General features: G+C 69.0%; 15 protein-coding genes. 3 read left to right on the top strand and 12 right to left on the bottom strand.

Annotated features, from left to right (window positions below):
* Window positions 1-320: 320 nt before the first annotated feature.
* The 5 genes from AC3EO4_RS05500 to AC3EO4_RS05480 form a co-directional block, all read right to left on the bottom strand.
* Window positions 321-1823, bottom strand: a complete 1503-nt coding sequence (locus AC3EO4_RS05500; RefSeq protein WP_431894083.1) for an aldehyde dehydrogenase family protein — start codon at window positions 1821-1823, stop codon at window positions 321-323.
* A gap of 194 nt (window positions 1824-2017) precedes the next feature.
* Window positions 2018-2587 carry a CGNR zinc finger domain-containing protein gene (locus AC3EO4_RS05495; protein WP_431894081.1) on the bottom strand — a complete coding sequence of 190 codons (570 nt, stop codon included), beginning with the start codon at window positions 2585-2587 and terminating at the stop codon, window positions 2018-2020.
* Window positions 2571-2960: a nuclear transport factor 2 family protein gene (locus AC3EO4_RS05490; protein ID WP_431894079.1), complete on the bottom strand. Its 390-nt coding sequence runs from the start codon at window positions 2958-2960 to the stop codon at window positions 2571-2573. Before AC3EO4_RS05490 ends, AC3EO4_RS05495 begins: the two co-directional genes overlap by 17 nt.
* 1 nt (window position 2961) lies before the next feature.
* A complete protein-coding gene (locus AC3EO4_RS05485) occupies window positions 2962-3393 on the bottom strand; it encodes a hypothetical protein (RefSeq protein WP_431894077.1) in 432 nt (143 codons plus the stop codon).
* Window positions 3394-3584: 191 nt separating this feature from the next.
* On the bottom strand, window positions 3585-5012 hold the full coding sequence (locus AC3EO4_RS05480) for an LVIVD repeat-containing protein (protein ID WP_379571243.1): 1428 nt from the start codon (window positions 5010-5012) through the stop codon (window positions 3585-3587).
* 158 nt (window positions 5013-5170) lie between these two features.
* Between AC3EO4_RS05480 and AC3EO4_RS05475 the strand changes: the two genes are divergently transcribed.
* Window positions 5171-5806 carry a DUF305 domain-containing protein gene (locus AC3EO4_RS05475; RefSeq protein ID WP_379571241.1) on the top strand — a complete coding sequence of 212 codons (636 nt, stop codon included), beginning with the start codon at window positions 5171-5173 and terminating at the stop codon, window positions 5804-5806.
* A 201-nt stretch (window positions 5807-6007) separates the two neighbouring features.
* Here the strand turns inward: AC3EO4_RS05475 and AC3EO4_RS05470 are convergent, their stop codons facing one another.
* From AC3EO4_RS05470 to ahcY, 3 genes are all read right to left on the bottom strand, one after another.
* The gene (locus tag AC3EO4_RS05470) at window positions 6008-7372 is read right to left on the bottom strand and encodes an LVIVD repeat-containing protein (protein ID WP_431894076.1); all 1365 of its coding nucleotides are present in this window, start codon (window positions 7370-7372) and stop codon (window positions 6008-6010) included.
* Window positions 7373-7459: 87 nt separating this feature from the next.
* Complete coding sequence (locus tag AC3EO4_RS05465; RefSeq protein WP_431894201.1) at window positions 7460-8722, bottom strand: adenosylhomocysteinase; 1263 nt, start codon at window positions 8720-8722, stop codon at window positions 7460-7462.
* Between the two features lie 224 nt (window positions 8723-8946).
* Window positions 8947-10374, bottom strand: a complete 1428-nt coding sequence (gene ahcY, locus AC3EO4_RS05460; protein WP_431894074.1) for an adenosylhomocysteinase — start codon at window positions 10372-10374, stop codon at window positions 8947-8949.
* A 101-nt stretch (window positions 10375-10475) separates the two neighbouring features.
* Here ahcY and AC3EO4_RS05455 point away from each other — a divergent pair, with 101 nt between their 5' ends.
* Both AC3EO4_RS05455 and AC3EO4_RS05450 read left to right on the top strand, forming a co-directional pair.
* A complete protein-coding gene (locus AC3EO4_RS05455; protein ID WP_379571235.1) occupies window positions 10476-10835 on the top strand; it encodes a MerR family transcriptional regulator in 360 nt (119 codons plus the stop codon).
* Window positions 10832-11335, top strand: a complete 504-nt coding sequence (locus AC3EO4_RS05450; RefSeq protein ID WP_379571233.1) for a GerMN domain-containing protein — start codon at window positions 10832-10834, stop codon at window positions 11333-11335. The genes AC3EO4_RS05455 and AC3EO4_RS05450 overlap by 4 nt, the downstream gene beginning before the upstream one ends.
* Before the next feature lie 39 nt (window positions 11336-11374).
* Here the strand turns inward: AC3EO4_RS05450 and AC3EO4_RS05445 are convergent, their stop codons facing one another.
* The 4 genes from AC3EO4_RS05445 to AC3EO4_RS05430 are packed head-to-tail and all read right to left on the bottom strand — an operon-like array spanning window position 11375 to window position 14953.
* Window positions 11375-12295: a cation diffusion facilitator family transporter gene (locus AC3EO4_RS05445; protein WP_379571231.1), complete on the bottom strand. Its 921-nt coding sequence runs from the start codon at window positions 12293-12295 to the stop codon at window positions 11375-11377.
* Between the two features lie 43 nt (window positions 12296-12338).
* Window positions 12339-13427: an SIS domain-containing protein gene (locus AC3EO4_RS05440; protein ID WP_431894072.1), complete on the bottom strand. Its 1089-nt coding sequence runs from the start codon at window positions 13425-13427 to the stop codon at window positions 12339-12341.
* A complete protein-coding gene (locus AC3EO4_RS05435) occupies window positions 13424-13603 on the bottom strand; it encodes a Trm112 family protein (protein WP_379571227.1) in 180 nt (59 codons plus the stop codon). The genes AC3EO4_RS05440 and AC3EO4_RS05435 overlap by 4 nt, the downstream gene beginning before the upstream one ends.
* 3 nt (window positions 13604-13606) lie before the next feature.
* Window positions 13607-14953 carry a phosphomannomutase/phosphoglucomutase gene (locus tag AC3EO4_RS05430; protein ID WP_431894070.1) on the bottom strand — a complete coding sequence of 449 codons (1347 nt, stop codon included), beginning with the start codon at window positions 14951-14953 and terminating at the stop codon, window positions 13607-13609.
* Window positions 14954-14960 lie beyond the last annotated feature (7 nt).

Raw genomic sequence — 14960 nt, 5'->3', positions numbered from 1 at the left:
GGTCGGGGCACCGTCGCAGACCCACGGCTGCCTCCGCACGAGAGCACCGCCCTCACACCCTTCGGGGCCGCCGCCCCAGGGGAACGGCGCCGCGGGTTCCCCGAACTCACGACACCACGCCACAGCCCCTCCGCTCCGGCCACAACTGCCGCTCCCCCGAACTCACGACACCACGTCACAGCTCCTCCGCTCCGGCCACGGCTGCGGGTCCCCCGAACTCAGGACACCGCGCCGCGGTCCCTCCGCTCCGGCCACGGGCGTTTCGACACGTGGGGACCGGGCCGGACGGGCGGCGGTGGAGGGATCCCGGATCGCGGCGGTCAGGGACCGGTGGGCACCATCAGGACGGTCTTGAGCTCCGCCATGGCGGCGGCCGCATAGCCGACCCCCTCCCGCCCGTGGCCGGCGTTCCCTGTCCCGCCGAACGGCAGGGCGTCGGAGCGGCGGTCGCTGGTGCCGCCGATGACGACCCCTCCGAAGTCGAGGGCGGCGGCAAGGGTTTCTGCGACTTCGAGGTTGCGGGTGAACACGCCCGCCTGGATGCCGCCTCCACTCCGGTTGGCCATCTCGATCGCCTGGGATGCGGTGTCGAAGGCCTCGAGGCCGACCACCGGGCCGAACACCTCTTCATGGGAGAGGTCCGCGCTGTCGGGAAGGTTCTCGAGCAGCGTCGGGAGGTAGCGGGGCCCGTCGGTGTCGCCGCCTGCCAGGACGATCGCACCATGGTCGTGGGCGTTGTTCACGAGCCCGCTGACCCGTTGGAGCGCCGCGGCGTCGATGAGCGGTCCCATCTCGCTGTCTTCTCGCGACTTGGGTCCTCCGCGCACGAGCGTGGTGGCCTCGATGAGGCGTTCGCGAGCCTCGGCGTAGAGCGAGCGGTGCACCAGAATGCGCTGAACGTGCAGGCAGTTCTGTCCTGCGGCGCCGAACGCCCCGTCGACGAGGGCGGGGACGGCGAGGTCGAGGTCGGTGTCCTCCATCAGGATCGTCGGGCAGATGCCGCCGAGCTCCATGAGCGTTCGCTTCAGGCCGGCGGTTCGGTGCACGCGAGCGCCGACGGTCCTTCCGCCGGTGAAGCTGACGAATCTGACCCGCGGATCGGCGATCATGGAGGAGGCGATGGTCGCGTCACCGGGGAGCACGCTGAGCCGTCCCGGGGGCAGGCCCGCGTCACTGAGCGCCCTGGCGAGCAGGAGAGCCGACAGCGGTGTGCGCTCGTGGGGTTTGACGACGACGGCGTTGCCCGCGGCGAGAGCGGGGCCGACCTTGTGGGCGACCAGGTTCAGCGGGTCGTTGTAGGGAGTGATCGCCAGAACGACGCCCACGGGCTGCCGATGGACGAACCCGCGCCAGCCGGCGGTGCCCGGCCGGTCGTCCGCCGGTGGGGCGGCCTCGGCGGGCCCCAGGGCGGCGGCCGCGCTGAGCCGCAGGGTGTGGGCGGCGCGGGCCACCTCCTTGCGTGCCTCGCGGATCGTCTTGATGCCCTCGGCCGCGATCAGCCGTGCGAAGGTCTCGCCGGCGTCGCCGATCCGCTCGGCCGCGCCGTCCAGGACGGCGGCCCGCTCGCCGGCGGGCCATCTCGGCCCTTCCATCGTCCGTACGGCTGCCGCCAGGGCGGCCTCGGCTTCCGCGTGGCCCGCCATGGCGACCTGGCCCACGAGGTCGCCGGTGTCGGGATCGGTGACCGCGGCGACATGGTCGCTCGGCGACCAGCTTCCCCCGGCGAAGAGCGGCCAGTACTCGTCGCGGCCTGGCGACGGCGGGAGCTGCGGCGTCGGCCGGCCCGTGTCGCGGGCCTGAAGCTGGACGAGGCTCTCACGCATGGGACGCCGGGTTCCCCCGCCGTTCCGGCGTCTCGAGGGGGTGCGTGATGGGGCGCAGGACGTGCGCCCTCGTCAGTGAGGAGCCTCCTGCCGCATGTCGGAGGTCCCCCGCGGTCAACGGGGCGAGTGTCTGGCCGGATCATGTCTCGCGACTCCTTGCTGGGGTTCGGGCTGGAAAGCGTGGATCGGCTCGGTCACGGGGTCTGCGTCGCACCGCGTCGGCGATAGGCCTGGGTCTTCATCCGGTTGCCGCACAACAGGGGCGAGCACCACCGGGCCCGGCCGGGGCGGGATCGGTCGTAGAAGACCCATTGGCAGTCGGGCGCGGGACACATCTTGAGCCGATGCCAGGTTCCGTTCGCGGTGACGGTGAGCGCCGCCACCACGATCCGCGCCAGCGCGGTGGTCACCGGGTCGCCGCAGACCACCGGCTGGGCGCCCAGAGCCGTCAGCTTGACCTGCCAGGGGAAGTCCAGCAGCACCTCGCCGGCCTCACCGTCCTGGCGAAGGGCGTCGCGAAGCGCCGCCCTCAGTGCGTGGGCGCGGGCCAGGTGCGCGTCGCCCACCGGCTCGCCGGGACCCAGCAGGTCGTGCTCACGCAGCCAGCGTTCGAGATCGGCGGGCGTGGCGAGCACGTCATGTGCGGTCAACCGCTGCCCGTGAGCGACGAATCCGCGTAGATCCTCCGTGTTGGCGAAGTGGTGGAGCAGCGCGATGTCCTCGGGCAGGTCGGTGACCTCCTCCGGTCTAGCGGGCGGCAGCATCGCCGATGTCCCCGTGGACCTTGCGGTAGGCGTCCTTCACCCGGATGCGGTCGCCCTCGAACTCGAAGAGGTCGCAGCCGTGCACCTCGTGCACCTGCCCGTCCTCGTCCGTACGGGAGTACGACCACTGAGAGGCGCCGCGGTCACCGGCGATGAACGCGTCTCCGCCCTGCGACTCGAGCCCCTCGTCATGGGCGATCATCAGCGCGAACCCGCGACGCACCTCGTCCCGCCCGCGAAAGGTCGTGCCGGGCTCGACTCCGACGGAGGCGTGGAAGACGCAGTCGTCCGTCATGAACTCCATGAGCAGATCGAGGTCCTTCTTCTTCCATGCCGCGCCGAAGTCCGCCAGCCGTTCCAGCGTCATGCCCATGTCAGATCCTTTCTTGGAAGGTGGCCGCCACGTAGGCGTCCAGGTCCGGGCCGTCCGGGTTGGCGAGCACGTGCCGCAGCCACGCCCGCCGTTCGAAGTCGGTGACGGCCAGCTCCCACACGCAGCCGATGGCCTCACTCGGATGGGGCCGTAGCGCTTGCGGCTGGGCGAGGGGCGCGGAGAACAGCCGCTGGTGGATCTCGTTCTCGCCGGACCACCAGTCCACCAGCGCGAAGCAGTAGTCCGCCGCGTCGTGCGCGATGGCGAAGCCCACGCCGTGGCGGCCGTGACCGAGCGGAGACGGCAGCGCCGACGCCGCGATCTTCGCGGTCGCCTCCATCAGAGCGGCACGAGGAGTCTCGGTATGTGCGGCGATGCCGTACATCTTCACCTTCCAGCCGCCAACGGCCTCGACGCCGTGAAAGCTGATCATCCGGGGGTGGTACCGGGTGCTCATCCCAACCCTCTTTCCCGTCGACACTTGTTAAATGAATAACAGGTGTCGACAATGGTTGGCAAGGCCGGATCACTACGGCCCGGCAGCAGAGGTGGACGCCCGGAGGAGCCGTGGACATGACAAAGCCGCCAGGGGCGGGCCCTGGCGGCTTTGGGGGTGTGATGTTCCTAGTCGTCGTATCCGTGCTCGCGGTACGACATCTGCGTCTGGGCGTTCAGCGCGTCGAACTTGACGTGCTTGGCCTGGTTCGTGCGCGGGTCATTGATCCGCAGCACGTCGAGCCCCAGGTTGAAGTCCGAGCCGTAGATGTAGCCGTTGTAGTAGTACGCCGACCAGAACCCGCCGGACAGCGCGGGAGCGGTGTTGTCAGGACCGCGCTCGAAGTACGCGATCTCCTCAGGCCGGGTCGAGTCGGTGAAGTCGACGACGGAGATGCCGCCCTGGTACCAGGCCTGCACCATGATGTCGCGCCCCTTGACCGGGATCAGCGAGCCGTTGTGCGCGACGCAGTTCTCGGTGTCCGCCTGGTGGCGGGCGATCTTGAAGTAGCCGCGACGCTCCAGCTTTCCGCCGACGAGGTCGTAGTAGGCGTTGGCGCCCCGGTTGGCGCCGATGGCCGCGTTGCAGGTGGCACGGGTGCCGCCGCCGAGCTCGTCGGTGAAGATGACCTTGGTGCCCTCGTTGTTGAACGTCGCCGAGTGCCAGAAGGCGAAGTTCTCCGTGTCGCGGACCACCTCGGTGACGCGCGGGTGCTCGCGGTCGGAGATGTCGAGCAGGATGCCGTCACCCATGCAGGCGCCGGCCGCGATGTCCTTCTCCGGGTAGGCGGTGATGTCGTGGCAGCCGCTGGTCGCCGACTTGCCGTTCGGGTACGGCAGCGGCACGCCTCCGTAGCCGTCCTCGTCGGGGATGCCGTCGCCGTTGGTGTCCTTGGGCGGGAACAGCACCGGCGTACCGACGACCGCGGCGGCCGTCGGGTTGTTCAGCGGCACCTTGATGACCGAGATCAGGTCGTGCGGGGGCTTGCAGTCCGGGAAGTTGGCGTTCGGGCTGTAGGACGAGACATAGATGTAGACGTTCTCGCCCGTCTTGTCCGGCACCAAGGTGTTGGTGTGCGAACCGCAGTTGGTCTCAACCGACTTGATGTATGTCGGGTTGGTCTTGTCGCTGATGTCGAAGATCCGGACGCCCTCCCACGACTCCTTGATCGACGCGCTCTGCGACGTGCTGTTGCACGAGTCGTTGTTGCGGGAGGAGTCGACGGAGCCGAACAGCAGGTTGCCGTAGACGGACACGTCCATCTGGCCACCCGGACAGACCACCGAGCTGACGAGGCTGGTCTGCTTCGGGTGCTTGATGTCGTAGATCGAGAAACCGGCGTAGTTGCCGACGTAGGCGTAGTCGCCCTGGAAGGCCATGTCGGTGTGGATGTCGGTCAGTGCGCCCGGCCTGGGCACGTTGGTGACGTGCTCGATGTTCGGGCTCATGACGATCTCGCCGGGGGCGGGGATGTCAGACGCCTGGGCGGGCATCGCCGTCAGGACCAAGGCGCTCGCCGCTCCGAGCATGACGAGGGCTTTGCGGGGGGTGATCACTCAGTTGCCTCCGTAAAGGGGACATAAATGTAGAGAATCTTCACCCGCGACCCGTCTGGTGACTAGCGTCCAGAATGTCAGATGATATTGCGCTTTGCCGTCTTTTTAATGATCACGGTTATGGTTTACAGTTCGCTCTCTCGACACAGGGAGGTCAGGTGCGCGCCGCGCTCATTGTCATCACTGGTACGGTGATCGCCCTCTCGGGCTGCAGTGGTGACAGCCGTCCCGTCGCCGCCACGGACACGTCGACGGCACCGGTGCTCGCGCCGGGCAAACCGGGCGAGCCGGCACGGACGCTGTCGCCTGCCGAGGCCGCGACCGCCGTTCCCACGCCTACGGCCAACGCGGTGGACGTGACGTTCATGCAGGACATGATCATTCACCACCGGCAGGCGCTCGACATGGCGATCCTCGCCCCTTCCAGGGCCAGCTCGGAGAAGCTGAAGGGGCTCGCCTCCCGGATCAAGGACGCGCAGGGGCCGGAGATCCAGTACATGACCACGTGGCTCCAGGACCAGGGCCAGAAGGTGCCGGACCACCACGCGGGACACGCCGACATGCCGGGCATGGCCACGCCCGAACAGATGGAGGCGCTGAAGGCGGCGTCGGGGGCGGCGTTCGACAAGCTCTTCCTCGAGCTGATGATCGCTCACCACACAGGGGCGATCACGATGTCGACGAAGGTGCTGGGCGAGGGCTCTCACCAGCGGATCACCGAGCTCGCCACCGACATCGGCGTCGAGCAGACCGCGGAGATCCGCCGGATGCGCGAGATGCAGTCGGCCCGCTGACCGCCGCACCGCCCACCTGACGACCACACGCCGCCCACCCCGGCCCGCTCGCACCGCCCACCTGACGACCACACCCCGTCCACCGCGCCCCGGCCCGCGCCGAGGGAGACGGCACCGGCCCCAGGGAGCGCGCGCCGTAGAGGGGTGGTCGTGCGGGAAGGCCCGCGCCGGGGAGGGCGCGGGCCCGGGCGTGGAGGGCCGTCAGTGGCCGTGGCCTCCTCTGTAGCGGGTCTGGGTCTGCACGTTCAGCCGGTCGGTGTGGACACCGTCGGCCGGGTTCACGCGCGGGTCCCTGACCCGGAAGACGTCGAAGCCCCGGAAGATCTCACTGCCGAAGATGTAGCCGTTGTAGTAGTACGCCGACCAGAATCCACCGAGCGTGAGCTGGGTGTCGTTGATCGGGCCCCGGTCGAAGAAGGCGATCTCCCGCGGGCGGGCCGAGTCGGTGAAGTCCCAGACCGACAGTCCGCCCTGGTACCACGCCTGCACCATGATGTCGCGCCCCTTCACGGGGATCAGCGACCCGTTGTGGGCGACGCAGTTCTCGGTGCTCGCCTGGATCCTGGAGATCTTGTAGTAGCTCTTGAAGACGAACTTCTTGTCGACGACGTCGAGGATGGCGTCGGCGCCCCTGGTCGGGCCCTCGGCCGCGGTGCAGCGGGCCTGCGTGCCGCCGCCGAGCTCGTCGGTGAAGACCACCTTGGTGCCCGCGTTGTTGAAGGTCGCCGAGTGCCAGAACGCGAAGTTCGTATCGCGTACGGTGTCGATGACCTTGGGGTTCTCCCTGTCCGAGATGTCCATGAGCACGCCGTCGCCCATGCAGGCGCCCGCGGCGAGGTCCTTCTCGGCGTAGACGGTGATGTCGTGGCAGCCGGTGGTGTCGGCGAGGAGGTTGGGCTGCTGGGTGCGGTCGTTGCCGCCGTCGGGGAAGATCACCGGCATGTTGACCACGGCGGCCGCGCTCGGGTTGCGTACGGGCACCTTGACCACGGAGATGCGGTCGTGCGGCGGCTGGCAGTCGGGGAGGTTGGCCGCCGGGAAGTACGAGGAGACGTAGACGTAGAAGGCGTCACGCGACTTGCCGGGCACGAGCGTGTGGGTGTGCGAGCCGCAGTTGGTCTCCACGGACTTGACGTACCTGGGGTTGGCCTTGTCGCTGACGTCGAAGATCCGCAGGCCCTCCCACGAGCTCTTCTCGCTCGCCGGCTGCGGCGTGCTGGCGCAGGAGTCGTCCTTGCGCGATTCGTCGACGGAGGTGACAAGGAGGTCGCCGTAGATCGTGACGTCCATCTGGCCACCCGGGCAGCTGACCGCGCTGACCAGCTTGGGGCGCTTGGGGTGCTTGATGTCGTAGATCGAGAATCCGGTGTAACTGCCCACGTAGGCGTAGTCGCCCTGGAAGGCGATGTCGGTATTGATCTGCACACCGGTGGGCAGATCGAGGTGGGCTTCGTGCCGGATGTTGTCACTCTTGGTGACCTCATCGGCGGCCGAGGCGGGGACGGGGACCAGGGCGATCGCCACGACGATCCCCGCCACGAGGGCGGATAAGCCACGCAATCTCATGGAGCCTCCAGAGACGGAAATGCCCTGGATTATCCATGTAGTCCAGAGATCAACCAAGTGATTGTCCGGGAACTGTGACGCGAAGGGTCAGGAGCCTGTCCGCCAGGAGTGGAGGTAGTCCTCCTGCTCGGCCGTCAGCCGGTCGATCTCGATGCCGGCCGCGGCCAGCTTGAGCCTGGCCACCTCGACGTCGATGTCCTCGGGCACGTCGTAGACGCCCGGCGCGAGCCGTACCCGCTCGGTCGTCAGCCAGGCGACGGCGAGGGCCTGCGCGGAGAAGGACATGTCCATGACGGCGGCCGGGTGGCCCTCCGCGGCGGTCAGGTTCACCAGGCGGCCCTCGGCCAGCAGCAGCAGGCGGCGGCCGTCGGCGAGCACGTACTCGTCGGTGTTGGGCCGCACCCCCGGGTTCAGCGCCACGGCGAGCCCTTCCAGCGCGCGCACGTCGATCTCGATGTCGAAGTGCCCGGCGTTGGCGAGGATCGCGCCGTCCTTCATCGCCGCCAGGTGCTCGGCCGTGATGACGTCGCGGTTGCCGGTGACGGTGACGAACAGGTCGCCGACCGGCGCGGCGGCCCCCATCGCCCGGACCTCGTAGCCCTGGAGCGAGGCGTCGAGCGCCTTGACAGGGTCGATCTCAGTGACGATCACGCGGGCGCCGAGACCCTTGGCCCGCTCGGCGACGCCCCGCCCGCAGTAGCCGAACCCGGCGACCACGACCGTGCGGCCGGCGAGCATCACGTTGGTGGCGCGCATGATGCCGTCGAGCGTCGACTGGCCGGTGCCGTACCTGTTGTCGAACATCCGCTTCGTCCGCGTGTCGTTGACCGCGACCACGGGGAACCTCAGCGCGCCCTCCGCGGCCATCTGCCGCAGCCTGATGATGCCGGTGGTGGTCTCCTCGCAACCGCCGCTGACACCGTCGAGCAGATCGGTGCGCTCGGTGTGGAGGATGTTGACCAGGTCGCAGCCGTCGTCCAGGACGATGTCGGGCGCCAGGTCCAGCGCCTGGTGGATGTGGCGGTAGTAGGTCGCCCTGTCGACGCCCGCGCGCGCGTGGACGGCGATGCCGTAGCCCTGGAGCGCCTCGGCGACGTCGTCCTGGGTGGAGAGCGGGTTGGAGGCGGCCAGCGCGATCTCGGCACCGCCGGCCTTGAGCGCGCCCATGAGGACGGCGGTCTCGGCGGTCACGTGCAGGCACGCGGCGATCCTGAGACCGTCGAACGGGCGCTCGCGCGCGAACCGCTCCCCGATCGCGGTCAGCACGGGCATCCCTCTGCCCGCCCAGGCAATCCGCCGCTCTCCCACGACAACTCCACTTTCTCGTACGGCACGCCGGCTCACGGCCACCGTGGTCACCGGTGACCGCCCGTCCATCACAGCACTCCAGCAGGACTCCGGTGGCCACCGTCACGTGGCTCCCACGCCCGGATTCCCCACCGCGGAGGCGCCGGCCCCGCCTGCCGTACGGGATGAAGGACGGTCATCAGAGGACGGCCATCCGCGGCCACGCGGACCGGGATATGGGAAGACGGCGGGAGCCCGGAGCCGGGCGCCCGCCGTCGCGAAACCGGTCAGTAGCGGTAGTGCTCCGGCTTGTACGGGCCCTCGACGTCGACGCCGATGTACTCCGCCTGCGCCTTGGTCAGCGTGGTGAGCTTCACGCCGAGCGCGTCGAGGTGGAGGCGGGCGACCTTCTCGTCCAGGTGCTTGGGCAGCGTGTACACGCCGATCGGGTACTCCTCGGTCTTGGTGAAGAGCTCGATCTGCGCGATGACCTGGTTGGTGAAGGAGTTGGACATCACGAACGACGGGTGGCCGGTCGCGCAGCCCAGGTTCATCAGGCGGCCCTCGGCCAGCACGAGGATGGAGTGGCCGTCCTCGAAGATCCACTCGTCGACCTGCGGCTTGATGTTGTTCCTGACGATCCCGGGGGTCTTCGCCAGGCCGGCCATGTCGATCTCGTTGTCGAAGTGGCCGATGTTGGAGACGATCGCCTGGTGCTTCATCTTGGCCATGTGGTCGGCCGTGATGATGTCGAAGTTGCCGGTGGTGGTCACGAAGATGTCGGCGATGCCGACGACGTCCTCCAGCGTGGTGACCTGGAAGCCGTCCATGGCCGCCTGGAGCGCGCAGATCGGGTCGATCTCGGTGACGATGACGCGTGCGCCCTGGCCGCGCAGCGCGTCGGCGCAGCCTTTGCCGACGTCGCCGTAGCCGCAGACCACGGCCACCTTGCCGCCGATGAGGACGTCGGTGGCGCGGTTGAGGCCGTCGATGACGGAGTGGCGGCAGCCGTACTTGTTGTCGAACTTCGACTTGGTCACCGAGTCGTTGACGTTGATCGCCGGGAACAGCAGCGATCCGCTCTTGAACATCTCGTAGAGGCGGTGGACACCGGTGGTGGTCTCCTCCGTGACGCCCTTGATCTGCTCAGCGATGTTCGTCCACTTCTTGTCCTCGCCGACCGTGCGGGTGAGCAGGTCGATGATGACGTGCCACTCCTCCGGGTCCTCCTCGGAGGCGGCGGGGACGGCGCCTGCCTTCTCGTACTCGGCGCCCTTGTGGACCAGCAGCGTGGCGTCGCCGCCGTCGTCGAGGATCATGTTCGGGCCCTCGCCGCCCGGCCAGGTGAGCGCCTGCTCGGTGCACCACCAGTACTCCTCCAGCGTCTCGCCCTTCCAGGCGAAGACGGGCACGCCCTGCGGGTTGTCGACCGTGCCGTTGGGGCCGACGGCGACCGCGGCGGCGGCGTGGTCCTGGGTGGAGAAGATGTTGCAGCTGACCCAGCGGACCTCGGCGCCGAGCGCGACGAGCGTCTCGATGAGGACGGCGGTCTGGATGGTCATGTGCAGCGAGCCCATGATCTTCGCGCCGCGGAGGGGCTGGGAGGCCGCGTACTCCTTACGAACCGCCATGAGGCCGGGCATCTCGTGCTCGGCGAGCCGGATCTCCTTGCGGCCGAAGTCGGCGAGTGAAAGGTCTGCGACCTTGAAGTCCATCTGTTTTACCCCTCGATACACGAAGTTGTCGCCGTTGAGTTTAAGCGCGGGTTCTCCACGTCGCATCCCACGGGGGTCGAATCTTCCACAAGAATGTAAGGATGCGCATCACGGAGGCAGCGAGACGGTTGGGGATGTCCCCTCGGATGCTCCGCTACAGGGAGGCACTGGGGCTCTTGCCGCCGGTCAGGGAGCAGGGCGCCCATCGCAGGTTCACCGAGGAGGACCTGACGGCCGTGGCCCAGGCGGTGGAGCTGGAGAAGCGGTTCGACGTCTCTCCCGCCGAGCTCGCCTTCGCGCTGCGGGCGCTGGCCGAGCCCGCGGTGACGCAGGCCGTCAGGGATCTGGGCCTGCGCGTCGGCCGCCTTCAGGCGCCCAGGAGGGCCCTGGACTTCGAGAAGGAGAAGGCGCTGCGACTGCTGCAAACCAGAGCGGGGAACAGATCGTCCAATCGGGTATGAAGGCTCTCGTTCTCGCCACCGCCGTCGCGGTGGCCCCCGCGCTCGCCCTGATGCCCGCGCCGGCGTCAGCGGCCTCCTCGGGGCCGACGGTGAAGGTCTACTTCTCCGCCGACTTCGACATTCCCGGCAAGGTCGTCGCCGTGACCAGGAAGGCCCCCAACAGCGGGGTGGCCACGTTCGCCGTCCAGCAGCTCATCAAGGGCCCGACCAAGGCAGAGCGCAAGCGCGGCCTGCATTCGGAGCTCGGCCCGCAGATCAAGGGCAAGTCGAACTGCGGCGCCGACTTCAAGCTCTCGATCACGAAGGGCACCGCGACTCTGCGCTTCTGCCGCACGGTGGTCGGGCTCGGCATCGGCGCCGACGCGCGCGTCCTGCACACGATCGACAGGACGCTGCGTCAGTTCAGCACCGTCAAGAAGGTCATCACGCTCGACAAGGGCGGGCGCTGCCTGTTCGACCAGACCGACGCGGGGACCTCCTGCATCACCGGGCACGAGTGACCCGTTCGCCGCTTTCCAGGGGGGAGGCCGCCGAGGGGGCTATCTGGCGGCGGCCTTGTCCAGGTCGGGTTCGAGGTAGATGACGCGGGCGATGGGGACGGCGGCGCGGATGCGCTGCTCGGCCTCGTCGATGCCGCGGGCGATCTCGGCGGCCGTGTCGTCGTGGTCGACGGCGATCTTCGCGGCGACCAGCAGCTCCTCAGGGCCGAGGTGCAGCGTGCGCATGTGGATGACGCGAGCCACCTCGGGCGCGCTCTCGAGGGCGGTCCTGATCTGCGTCTCGACCTCGGGCGAGGCTCCCTCGCCGAGCAGCAGCGACTTGGTCTCGATCGCCAGGATGATCGCGATGATGGCCAGCAGCACACCGATCATCAGGGTGCCGATGCCGTCCCAGACGCCGTCGCCCGTGATCACGGCCATGGTGACGCCGAACAGCGCGAAGATCAGACCGAGCAGCGCGCCGAGGTCCTCCAGGAGCACCACCGGCAGTTCGGGCGACTTGGAGCGGCGGACGAACGCCACCCAGCTCTGGCTTCCGCGGTGCTCGTTCGACTCCTTGATGGCCGTCCTGAAGGAGAAGGCCTCCGCGATGATCGCGAAGATCAGCACGCCGAACGCCCATGCGGGCGACTCGATGGCGTGCGGGTCGCCGATCTTGTGGATGCCCTCGTAGATGGAGAACACGGCGCCGATCGTGAACAGCACGACCGCGACCACAAAGGCGTAGAAGTAGCGCTCCCTGCCGTAGCCGAACGGGTGCTCCTTGGTGCGGCTCCGCTGCGCCCGCTTGCCGCCGAGCAGCAGCAGCGCCTGGTTGCCCGAGTCGGCCACCGAGTGGATCGACTCGGCCAGCATGGAGGAGGAGCCCGTGAACAGGAACGCGACGAACTTGGCCACGGCGATCGCGAGATTCGCCCCCAATGCCGCAATGATCGCTTTCGTACCGCCGCTGGCGCTCAACGCACTTCTCCACTCATGCCACTGAATTCCCGGACATGGGATCTTATTGGGAAATTCTCGCCTTTAGCTCTGTGATCGATGTCACCGGGGTCGGATCGATGCCGTAGCCGAGCGCGAGATAGGCGCTCGCGTAGTCGACCAGCTCGATCAGCGTGGCCAGCCGTTCGAGCGGGTTGACGCCTTCCGCGATCAGCTCGCTGACCGGTACACCGCGGTCCTCGGCCACCTTGAACAGCGCCTGTGGCCGGTCGTCGGCCTCGCGCAGCACGACCAGCCGCAGCGTGCGCTCGGCGGTGTCGGCGAAGATGTCGCGTTCGGCCAGCGGGCCGTCGAGCACCGCGAGCTGGTTGTGAAGTGCCTCGGGGAGCTCGCCCCAGATCGCTGGATATTTCGCGTTCTCATGAAGTTGGAGCGCCAGCCGGTGGGCCGCGACCGCGGTCAACGGCGAGGCGCCCCACACCATGGGCACGCTCTCGGCCAGCTCCATGGCCAGCGCCTTGCCAGGATTGACGAACGACTCGCTCGAAGGACGACAGCGGTGCGCCATGTCCTCCAGCGCCCTGGCCACCCCCTCGAACAGGTCAGTGCCGTCCTGCGTGAGCCCCAGCGCACCAGCGCCCGCCAGCAGCGGCACGGCCAGGCTCCACAGGCGGGCACGCGGCGGGCCCTGCGCCGTCACCGGCACGAACAGCGCCGACGACTGTGTGGCGACCGCCTGCAACGGCGAGCCCTGAGCGCCCACCGCCATCAGCGACGCGCCCCGTCGTACGGCCTCGGCCGCCACGGCGAGCGTCTCCGTCGTCTGACCCGAACTCGACACCGCCATGACCAGGTCGGCGGCGCCCACCCAGCCCGGCAGCCTTCCGGAGCGCACGGTGACGATCGGCAGCGGCGCGCCGTACCCGCAGATCACCGCCAGGATGTCCCCCGCGAGCGCGGCCGCGCCCATGCCCGCCACCACGATCGCCCTCGGCCTGCCGTCGCGAGCAAGGCGCGCGACGCCCGCCTCGCTCGCGTCGCGGTGGGCGGTGCGCACCTGGGCGGCCGCCGCGGCGATCGCGGGCAGCATCGCGCCCTGGTCCGCCTCGGCGAGCAGGGACTGGTCGTCGAGCCGCTCGGGCTCCCAGGTCACGGCTTCCTTGCCTCGTCCACGAGCAGCACGGGGATGTCGTCCCTGACCGGGTAGATGAGGCCGCAGCCGGTGCAGGCCAGCTCGTCCGGGCCGTTGGCAGGGTCGTCCTCCGCGCGCAGCGGTGACTTGCACGCCGGGCAGGCCAGGATCTCCAGCAGCCAGTCGTCGATCTTCACTCTTCAGCTCCTTACAACGGCGAGGACTTCATCCCTGATCGCCGCCATCTGGCTCGTGTCGGCCGCCTCGGCATTCAGCCTGAGCAGCGGCTCGGTGTTGGACGGACGCAGATTGAACCACCAGCCGGACCCCGTCACGGTCAGGCCGTCGAGCTCGTCGAACTCGCCACGCCCCGCGAACCGCTCCCGCACCCGACTCAGGGCGGCCTGCTGGTCCGCGACCGTACTGTTGATCTCGCCGCTGGCACTGTAGCGGGCGAACGGCCCCAGCACCTGCGACAACGGCCGATCCTGCTCGCCCAGCGCGGCCAGCACGTGGAGCGCGGCGAGCATGCCGGAGTCGGCGTACCAGAAGTCACGGAAGTAGTAGTGGGCCGAGTGCTCCCCGCCGAAGACCGCGCCCGTGCGGGCCATCTCGGCCTTGATGAAGGAGTGGCCCACCCGCGTGCGCACGGGCACGCCGCCGTGCTCGGCGATGATCTCGGGAACCCCGCGCGAGGTGATCAGGTTGTGGATGACGGTCGAGCCTGGGTGCTTGGCCAGCTCGCGCGCCGCGACCAGCCCGGTGATCGTGGACGGCGAGACCGACTCGCCGCGCTCGTCGATCACCCAGCACCTGTCGGCGTCGCCGTCGAAGGCGAGCCCCAGGTCGGCACCCGTCTCGAGCACGACTCGCTGCAGGTCGCGCAGGTTGTCCGGCTCGATCGGGTTGGCCTCGTGGTTGGGGAAGGTGCCGTCGAGCTCGAAGTAGAGCGGCGTCACCTCGATCGGCAGCCCCTCGAAGACGGCGGGGACGGTGTGGCCGCCCATCGCGTTGCCGGCGTCGACGACCACCTTGAGCGGCCTGATGCCCGACAGGTCGACGAGCGAGCGCAGATGCTCGCCGTACCCGCTGAGCAGGTCCTTCTCGATCCTGCTGCCGGACTTGCCCGACGGGATGCCGGCGGACAGGTAGGCGGCGGCCCTGTCGCGGATCTCGGTGAGCCCCGTGTCGGTGCCGACGGGCACCGCCTCGGCGTGGCACATCTTCATGCCGTTGTAGCGGGCGGGATTGTGGCTGGCGGTGAACATCACGCCCGGCAGGCCGAGGCTGCCGCTGGCGTAGTAGAGCAGGTCGGTGGAGCCGAGCCCGGCGTCGATCACGTCCGCGCCCCTGGCGGTGGCGCCGCGGATGAAGGCGTCGGCCAGCGCGCGCGAGGACACCCGCATGTCATGGGCGAGTACGGCCTGCGTCGCGCCGAGCACGTCCACGAACGCCGCCCCGACCGCCTCGGCGCTCTCCTCGTCGAGCTCCTCGGGCACCACGCCGCGCACGTCGTACGCCTTGAAGATCCTGGAGAGATCGCCCACTCGTCCG

The sequence above is a fragment of the Nonomuraea sp. bgisy101 genome (genome assembly GCF_057708945.1).
The sequence above is the reverse complement of the archived record's forward strand: the minus strand, read 5'-3'. Positions and strand labels throughout refer to the sequence as shown.

Bases quoted from the DNA above. Each gene is read 5' to 3' on its own strand.
- AC3EO4_RS05500 (WP_431894083.1), bottom strand. From the start codon at position 1,823: ATGCGTGAGAGCCTCGTCCAGCTTCAGGCCCGCGACACGGGCCGGCCG.
- AC3EO4_RS05495 (WP_431894081.1), bottom strand. From the start codon at position 2,587: ATGCTGCCGCCCGCTAGACCGGAGGAGGTCACCGACCTGCCCGAGGAC.
- AC3EO4_RS05490 (WP_431894079.1), bottom strand. From the start codon at position 2,960: ATGGGCATGACGCTGGAACGGCTGGCGGACTTCGGCGCGGCATGGAAG.
- AC3EO4_RS05485 (WP_431894077.1), bottom strand. From the start codon at position 3,393: ATGATCAGCTTTCACGGCGTCGAGGCCGTTGGCGGCTGGAAGGTGAAG.
- AC3EO4_RS05470 (WP_431894076.1), bottom strand. From the start codon at position 7,372: ATGAGATTGCGTGGCTTATCCGCCCTCGTGGCGGGGATCGTCGTGGCG.
- ahcY (WP_431894074.1), bottom strand. From the start codon at position 10,374: ATGGACTTCAAGGTCGCAGACCTTTCACTCGCCGACTTCGGCCGCAAG.
- AC3EO4_RS05455 (WP_379571235.1), top strand. From the start codon at position 10,476: ATGCGCATCACGGAGGCAGCGAGACGGTTGGGGATGTCCCCTCGGATG.
- AC3EO4_RS05450 (WP_379571233.1), top strand. From the start codon at position 10,832: ATGAAGGCTCTCGTTCTCGCCACCGCCGTCGCGGTGGCCCCCGCGCTC.